We start from the raw sequence: 6,298 nt of genomic DNA, 5'->3' as shown, positions 1-6,298 counted from the left end.
CGTTACGTTTCCATCATTGGTCACTGTAATGTCGTAGCTGATTACTTCTCCTACTGTACTGTATGTCTGTGGTGTAGCTACTTTAGTGATGCTAAACTCAAAATCTTGAATGATTGAGGTAGTAACATCAGCTTCCTTTTGGCCAGTCTGATCTGTATTCACAAACGCTGTGTTTGTAATCGCGTCACCAGCATCGATCATCGCTTGTGTAACCTGATAAGAAGCATTGTAAACCCAAGATTCATTGGTATCTAAGTTTCCATCTTCATTTGTATCACCTGAAGCAAGTACCAATGGATTAACATCATTTGTTAATGGGTCAGTTACTACAACACCTGTCAATGGTGTATTACCTGGATTCGTAACTGTGATGATGTAGTTCAAAGTTGTTGGCTTATCGATTTCATCGAAGTCAACTGTCTTAGTGATTGCTACGCTACAGTCATTGATTGTCAATGTCACTGCTGTTCTTTCTAAAGAAACACAGCCATCAGCTGAAACAGCTTCGGCATAAAAAGTTTCTGTTCCTACAGAGTTTAAAGTAGGAGTAACTTCTGTAAGACTTTCTAAAGAAGCATACCATCTGTAAGTAATTCCTTCTACCTCAGTAATTGCATCACTCGCGTTTAAAGTCTGAATTGGATCAGTTGCACACTGAGTTAAGTTTCCTGTACTAACCGGGGCAACAGGCGCATCATTTACAATCACTTCTACTGGCTGAATCACGAAACAACCCTCTTCAGAAATTGCCTTGATGTAATACGTTCCGCTGACCGCTACTGCATTTGCACTAGTTAATACATCAGTTCCTTCTGCGTTTGTATAATATTCTAATGAAGTAAAACCAGAAGAACCAGCTGTAACAGCTGCTGCGGTTAAATCAACCGTACCTGGCTCACAAACTGCGGCTGGATTAGTGATCGTTAAAACTGGTAAAGGGTTAACAGTAATAGATACAGCAACTCTTTCGCTTTCACACTGATTATTACCAACCTGTGCTACCCATACCGTATAGGTATCAGGTGTAGCAGTATCTGTATCTACCGTAGGAACAGCTTCAAATGGCAAATCTGAAGTTTGTGAATCATAATATACCAATGAATAACCTTCATCAGCTGTGATATCATAACCTTGAGAACCTGAACCAAAACAATAAACTTCATTGCTGAAATTAGTAGGTGCTGGAGCCGAGTTCGGTTTTGTAATATTAAAAGTAGATATGTTTTTACAATCTCTTCCGTCGGAAGTTATAACTGTGTAGATACCTGGCCCTAAATTGGTTTGGTTTTGATTAGTTTCTGATCCTTCAGGAATTATTCCTCCATTGGTTGCCGTCCAAGAAAAAGTGAAGTTCCCATCACCACCTGACACATTTGTCAAAGTAATAGTTCCAGCACCTTCTACAGAACAGTCATCATCAATTCTAGTTGCCGAAACAGAAACGGGATTATAAACTGTAACAATTTTATCTAAAAATCTTGTTTGACCACCATTTGTAGCTGTTAATCTTACGGTGTAAGTACCAGCTGTAGTATATGTATGTGCCGGGTTTAATTGTTCTGATGGCGTTGACCCATCACCAAAATCCCAAGAGTAAGTGTAAGTATTTGTATTTCCACCCGTAGTTAAATTTATAAAATCAACAGAAAGATCATCACAGCTAAGTTCAAAATTAAAATTAGCAACTAGTGGTGTTTGAACTATCAAACCAGTACCACTCCAATAACATTGTGCGTTTCCAAGGGTTGCTGAACAATTTCCATCTCCTGCATTTCCTGTTGTCCAGGTCATGTAAATATTTTTTATTTCTAGTTTATCTCCATATTCCCATGAAAAATCATCGATAAATTGTAAACCATCATTTTGACCATTCGGAACATTTACACCACTAAAACGACAAAGAGTTATTGTCGGACCTACCTTTTGATCATTTATAAAAATATCATATTGGATGTATAGATTGTAAGCATTTTTTGAACTTCCACCAAAATCAAACCAGATTTGACCTTCGACCAGTTCTCCAATTTCATACTCTTCATTAGGATCTAAAACTTGTGAATTCGATCCCCTGAATTCTATTGCATCTATTGAAACGTTGTTTTGTGGACACCCTGGAGGGTTACTTGAATCAATAATAAGAGGAACATTACCTATAATATTTCCCTGAGCATAACTTGTGTTTTGACTTACGAAATAACTTAATAAAAACACTAAATAAGTAAACGATTTTATATACGTCTTCATAACCTATTAGATTAAGATACCTGACCCGTTATGGTCGTGGTGTGTGAATAAACATTTTTGATTGTGTGAAGCGAGGTAGTGGCCGAATGGCTAAAAGTCCCTTGCAATACTTCTTTGCAAAATTCATTAATCCGGATCAAAAAACATCCTAAGATTACCTTGAAGAACATCTCAATGCTCATCATCAAACTGTTGTCGTGCGTGAATTGTAATTTTTTTCCCATAACCTATATTTCACTATTAACTTGAAAATTTTTCGACTTTTAAATCGAACCCTAAGTAGTAAACCCACTTAATTGTCATAAAAATACAAAATTATGTATTTCATATCCAAACTAATTGAGACATAATTTTTAATTAAATACGTTTTTTTTATTACAAAATACAATATTGTGTATTTTAAATCTAAAAAAGAAATACAAAAAAACACTATAAAAAATTGTTAAAAGACAATAAGTAATATCTTAGTAATATTTTCGGATATTAATTTTTATTAAAAGATTGTTTTTTTGTGGCTCAAAAAATCCAAACATAGAAAAAAAATAAATGTTTTTTTTTTAAAATAATGCGGTCACTTGCATCCGCCCAACATGAACCAAGCGCCCTAAGCCTTGAGAATTCCTACCTTCATAAACCAAGTTCATTTGCAGTCCTTCACCTATTTTTTGAAGCCAATTGAAAGTCCAAGTCAAATTACTGCCAATATTAAGAGCCTGAAGCATTTCATATCCTGTTGGCGAATTTGCTTGACCGTTATACGAAATGTAGGTGTATTTAAAGTTTGAATTAATTGTTGTCTTGATTGCTTTTGAAAATCTAAAGTCCAAGCCCAATTGATGGAGTTCTGCTCTTTCTTCAAATTCTGGATTCGATATATTTTCTTTACCAGTAAATTGATACATCAAAGTAGAACGAAAAACACTACTTGGCTGCCAAGCCAACTCTGGCCCTAAGGCATATTGTTCTATTGTATAATTCCTGTTGTCCAAAAAGTCTGAAGCGGCAAACCTACTGCCTGACATCAGTAAAAACCTGAAATTAAGGTTTGGGTTGAAATTGAAACGGGTGTTCAATCTCCAGTCTTTTTGAACCAAATCCTCAAATCCTCCCGCTAGAAGCTGTTTATTTTGACTATCAAAGACAGACAGATCAAATCCATACTTCGGAGAAGCACGGTTAAAGAAAAATGAACTGCGAATCACCTGCCGTACAGAAATCAAATCTTCATCAGCAAAGCCTCCAACAAATGGATTGATTCGTTCCCAGAATTCATTCGAAGTTATTTTCTTCTCAATGTTTAAACTTGTCGTGTTAGAAAATTTCTGCATAAATAAGCGCAAACCCTTTTCCTTTCTCCATGAGTCTGGGAATTTTGCATTGAGTCGATAATTGAAAATAGTGGAATAGGCTTGAATAAAATCAGTTGTAGGAACAAAAACCTTAATAAAGCTTTTTTCTTCTGGGTTAACAGCAATATAGAATTCATTGAGCTGCTGCACTCCGTCTCCATTGTCATCTCTCCAAGCGTGGGTCCCTTCTCCTGTAGGTACCGGAAGGAACACATATTCCCTTCTGAATTCCCTTCCATTTCCAAGGGCATAAGAAAGTTCATTCCTTACATTTCCATCAAATAGATTACTGAGATAGTCAATTTTGCCGAGCACAGTTGTTTCTACCTGCTCGGTATTTCTCAAAAACCTCAACTCTCTATAAGTAAATGTTCCCGTGAAGTCATGATTTCCAAATTTCTTCTTAAGTCCATAATTCGTTGAGAAGGCTTCCGTATCAGAGACCAACTCTCCACCAACAGGAAACCGATCCTCTCTCCAACTCACATCAGCAAAGAATGAATAGAGCAAGGTGTCGTTGGATTTGAGGTAAACCATTTGTTCAAGAAAATTCATTGCTGTGCTCACCACCGAGTCTGAAGCAATATCTCGGACAGCATTTCTATCTAACATGACTCTGTAACCAGGAACGAGGACTTTCGATCGATAACTTACATCACCCGTATAGCGTAGCCAATCAGAATTGAGATTTCTTACATCACTATCTAATTTGAAAAAATCGTTTTTGACATAAAACCGCTTGGCTAGCACTTGATTCAATGTTGCTAGATGTTGCGTGCCTGATAAGATATCACCTCTATTTCTAAGGTTGAATCTGTATGAAAATGAATGATCCGTGTCCTTAACGAGGGAAACTTGAGAATTGAATATCCTTTCACTTCCAGGATCTTGGATATCCTCTGGACGCAAACTCCAGTCTCGATCAAATTCTATGTATCTGAGTCGATCTATAAAGCTAAAATTTGCTGCATTGTATTCAAATTCAGTCAAAGCATTGAATTTATAATCCTTAAACTTATCGAAAGTCCTGTTTTCGGATAAAAATCCAGACTTTATTCCAAAGCCATTATTATCTTCATTATCTAACTCCGAGAACAGGTTTTGATCGGTACTTGAAAATGCTACTTCTGTATATACTTGTTCAAAACCACTCAGCTTTACCCGGGTACCAGTGGTGAACATTTGTCTTTTATTAGGAGCAGGTAGTTGAGAAAGAATCGAAAATCTTCCTTGAGGTACACCATTCACTCGTGGTACATAATTATAAACAGGCCCATTTGCTAGCTGCTGTGATCGAACATAATCTCCATTCCCTTGTCCTACTTCGGAGAAACCTACTGCAAAAAAAGCTTCTTCTGGATTATTTGAATATTCATAAAACACAATGGGGAGACCTCTATCATCAAAAGCTTCGACTCGTCTGTAAAGAATCCTGTTTTGATCAAAAGCTATAGAATCTACTCTTGGGATCGATGCTTCTTCTAGATTGTCACCCACAGATGCCAGCAAACTCTTCTCTGCATCTGAAAATTCAAAAAACAAGGGCCTATTTCTATTGTCCTGCTCTCTATAAAAATTCATATAAAAGGAAACTTTATCTGTTTCTTGAATATGATTAGCAGCTAATATAGACCGGGAGAAATTTCTTTCCGCATATTCAAAATCTATTCGTACTCGGGAATATTGTGTGATTAAAATGTTTGGTGTAAAAGTGATTTCTCCTTGATTGTAATCGATCACGTAATCGTAATTAAATCCTCTTTGTAGCTGTTTCCCATCCAAGAATACCCGTTCAGAATTCGCCATAACAATAACGAATCTTTCATTCTGTGGACCGGGAATCCTATAAGGCCCTAAAGTCCCTTCAAAAATCTCTAATTGGATGGATGCGAATTTTCCTTTTGCAACAGAAGCAGATGCTTGGGTGGAAGCTTTCCACTTGTCACCTATACCGTAGTTTGTTGTAAACTGAGCACCTTGTACGTTTTTATAATACCTTAGAAACTCCGATCTTCTTTGTTGGAGGACAACATCTCCTGCTGCAAGATTGAATTTATCATTATAAATTTCCACCAGCACATTATCAAAGTCTTGAAGTTGCTGTGTATTTCCCTCAGGTTGAAAGGGGACATTCTGATCAGTGATACTCGCTCGGATATTGAGATTTTCTGACAATTCGCCCGACATCTGTAGGTTTAAGGAGGAATTTACAAAAACATTCTGCGTATTTCCAAAGGAAACCCCTCGAGTTAAATTTCCAGATTTACTGAGGTTGGTAGTTGGAAACAATTCTTCTCTGAAGTCAAAACTGGGGATTGCTTCTACTCTTTTGTTGCGAAACATCGCCATGGAGTCATAGTCTTGTTGCAATGTTCTCTTTGCAGCAATTTGATGAAGACTATAAGGAAATGTTTGATAGCAAAATTGGAGAGAATCAAGCTGAGATGGATTCTCAATATCGACTTTGATTGTTCCTAGGTTGAGATTATAGACAAAAGCATATTCATTTCCCTGTCTATCGGAGATTTTGATAGTTTCTTCAATCACCGAAAGCGAATCTAACAAAAAATCCCCTTTGATCACTTCTAAAGGAAGCCATTTACAGGTCTTGGACTGTGCCAATACGCCAGTAATTCCTCCTATCAAAAGCAAGCCAAGTAATAAAAATCGTCTCAAAGCAATCATTTGAATCCCCAATCTACTCA

General features: G+C 36.8%; 3 protein-coding genes. All 3 read right to left on the bottom strand.

The window, feature by feature from the left end:
* A partial coding sequence (locus IEV57_RS17345; RefSeq protein WP_188444310.1) for an Ig-like domain-containing protein occupies positions 1–2,244 on the bottom strand: 2,244 nt, incomplete at its 3' end.
* An 11-nt stretch (positions 2,245–2,255) separates the two neighbouring features.
* Positions 2,256–2,468, bottom strand: a complete 213-nt coding sequence (locus IEV57_RS17340) for a hypothetical protein (RefSeq protein ID WP_188444309.1) — start codon at positions 2,466–2,468, stop codon at positions 2,256–2,258.
* Between the two features lie 333 nt (positions 2,469–2,801).
* Positions 2,802–6,278, bottom strand: coding sequence for a DUF8818 domain-containing protein (locus IEV57_RS17335; protein ID WP_188444313.1), 3,477 nt, complete (start codon positions 6,276–6,278; stop codon positions 2,802–2,804).
* Between the last annotated feature and the right edge of the window lie 20 nt (positions 6,279–6,298).

It is taken from the genome of Belliella aquatica (assembly GCF_014637795.1).
Taxonomy (GTDB): domain Bacteria; phylum Bacteroidota; class Bacteroidia; order Cytophagales; family Cyclobacteriaceae; genus Belliella; species Belliella aquatica.
This window is presented reverse-complemented; position numbering and strand designations above follow the sequence as displayed.

Bases quoted from the DNA above. Each gene is read 5' to 3' on its own strand.
- IEV57_RS17340 (WP_188444309.1), bottom strand. From the start codon at position 2,468: ATGGGAAAAAAATTACAATTCACGCACGACAACAGTTTGATGATGAGC.
- IEV57_RS17335 (WP_188444313.1), bottom strand. From the start codon at position 6,278: ATGATTGCTTTGAGACGATTTTTATTACTTGGCTTGCTTTTGATAGGA.